The organism is Flavobacterium sp., assembly GCF_031423415.1.
In the GTDB taxonomy this organism is placed as follows: domain Bacteria; phylum Bacteroidota; class Bacteroidia; order Flavobacteriales; family Flavobacteriaceae; genus Flavobacterium.
This window is the reverse complement of the sequence record NZ_JANPFL010000110.1, coordinates 1-1,941: the sequence shown is the minus strand read 5'-3', so window position 1 is coordinate 1,941 and position 1,941 is coordinate 1. Positions and strand designations below refer to the sequence as shown.

The following is a 1,941-nucleotide window of genomic DNA, read 5'->3' as shown; positions in this document are numbered from 1 at the left end:
AAAAAAGAGGCTCACTTGCCTCTTGTAATTCTCTTTCAAAACTTTACGATAACTCCATAGTGTTAACGGCAGGTACTCCGGTTCCGTTCAACAGGAGTTTCATTGTTCGTGCTGCGCACGCAACGAAACTCTAGCTGTTGGTGGCTGGTATAATATTTATGCAGTAATTTTCGGTAATTTTATATTTGCTAATAATTTGTTAGCTAACTCCAATTTTTCAGGAAATAAAACTTTTCCTCTAAATCTTTCCAAAGATTTATCAATTTTTACTATTGGAACTTTTGCTTCATTTAAATCACTTATTTTCATAATTTTATGTTTTTATTTTTTCTAGTTACTAAAAATCCTAAATAATCTTCTCCAATTATAAATTCTTCAAGACTTTCGTCCATTTTCATACCGTAAACAAAAAAATCTACTTGCAACTCGGTTAAATTATTCGTAATTCCCATTCTATATAATCTAGTTCTAACTTCTGTACTTCCCGTTGCAAACACCCAGCATTCGGGATATTTGCCAGTAAAAGCATATACAGTCGAAACTACCGTTGCAAGAACTTTTTGACTATCTCCATTGTTTGTTACAATCTTGTCGTCAATTCTGTTTCCTTCTTTATCATAATCGCCAAACCCAAGATTGTAAATATTATCAACACTTACTTTTGTATATTCTACTATTTTTTTAATCTCTCCTTTCGGACCAATACTTGTAAATTCAAAATAATGAAGTTCGTCTTCGGTCTGATATTCATATCTTTGATACTTCATTATTTAATTTTTTTTTACAAAAATACAAATTTATTGTTTAATCACTTTATTAAATTTCACAATAAAGTCTGGGTTTTTCATACTTCCAGATTCTGTCATACTTAATTCATAAACGTAATCATTTTCTGGAGATTCAACAAACTCGCCACTTACTCTAACTTTATCTCCTTTTTTTAATTCTGCAATAATATTGTACAAAGGATTTTTTTGGTCAATTAATGTGTTTCCAAACAAATCCGAGAATTCATTATTCATTGTCATAATTGTAACACCAGTTCCTTCAAGTTCAACTTCAAATATTGCTTTACCTTTGCTAGTCGTTTCCATATTTCTAACAATTCCAATCCATTCAACAAAATTCCGAGTATTACCTAAAGCATTTTTTATTAAATTTCCACGTTTAGTTTTTACAGCAGATTTTTTTAGTTCGTTTGGTTGCTCTTTATACTCATTTTCGGTTGATTGTAAAACGCTTAAAAAATCTTGTTGAGTTTTTGGAAATGCTAAACTTGGGTTGTCCCTGATTTTTTCTTTGTTTTCTTTCGCTGTTTTTTCGCTGTTTTTTATTTCATTTTCAGCTTTTTCAGCATTTTCTTTTGCAATTTTTTCGTTTTCTTCAACTATTTTTAAACTATCAACTATTGGCTTTATTTCGTTTATTTTAGAAATTGCATCAGAATAGTTTTTGTCATCTTGAGAAACTCTTGACAAACTTTCATAAGCTTTTATGTATTCTTTTTTGTTGTAATAATCTACACCTTGTTTATAATTGTCAATAAAAACAGCTCCAACAATTCCAATTATTACTAAAAGTGTAAATATAGCAGATGGAACGATGTAAAGTATTTTTTTCCAACTATCAGTTTTGTGCTTAATCATTCCATAAATACCTAATGGAGGAAGAATAAAGAAAAGGACAATAAGTAAAATTTTGTTGTCAAACCATTGTTTTTGTTTTGCGATTTCCGTTGTCATAAATTTTTTGTTTTTTGTTTAATTTTTATTTTGGCTGTATTTTCGGAGATACTAGCCACCAACGTCAGACTGTGAAAAAACATTCACAATCCTATCAACAAATATACTAAAATACTTGTAAGAAAAATAAAGTTTTTGTAAATTTAGTGATGCAACACATCCAAGGAATTTCCCGTCACCAACTACAAGTAGTCAGCTT

Annotated in this window: 3 protein-coding genes; all 3 read right to left on the bottom strand. The window is 29.6% G+C overall.

Going from position 1 to position 1,941, the window contains the following annotated elements:
• Nucleotides 1-156: 156 nt before the first annotated feature.
• From RMO83_RS09655 to RMO83_RS09645, 3 genes are read right to left on the bottom strand one after another with little or no spacing between them, the layout of a single operon-like run.
• Nucleotides 157-309 carry a hypothetical protein gene (locus tag RMO83_RS09655; protein WP_310559474.1) on the bottom strand — a complete coding sequence of 51 codons (153 nt, stop codon included), beginning with the start codon at nucleotides 307-309 and terminating at the stop codon, nucleotides 157-159.
• Complete coding sequence (locus RMO83_RS09650; protein ID WP_310559473.1) at nucleotides 306-767, bottom strand: DUF6934 family protein; 462 nt, start codon at nucleotides 765-767, stop codon at nucleotides 306-308. Before RMO83_RS09650 ends, RMO83_RS09655 begins: the two co-directional genes overlap by 4 nt.
• 30 nt (nucleotides 768-797) lie before the next feature.
• Nucleotides 798-1,742 (bottom strand): hypothetical protein, encoded by a 945-nt coding sequence (locus RMO83_RS09645; protein ID WP_310559472.1) that lies wholly within the window; start codon nucleotides 1,740-1,742, stop codon nucleotides 798-800.
• Nucleotides 1,743-1,941: the final 199 nt, after the last annotated feature.

Excerpts from the sequence above, each read along its gene's own strand:
- RMO83_RS09655 (WP_310559474.1), bottom strand. The coding sequence starts at position 309 with ATGAAAATAAGTGATTTAAATGAAGCAAAAGTTCCAATAGTAAAAATT.
- RMO83_RS09650 (WP_310559473.1), bottom strand. The coding sequence starts at position 767 with ATGAAGTATCAAAGATATGAATATCAGACCGAAGACGAACTTCATTAT.
- RMO83_RS09645 (WP_310559472.1), bottom strand. The coding sequence starts at position 1,742 with ATGACAACGGAAATCGCAAAACAAAAACAATGGTTTGACAACAAAATT.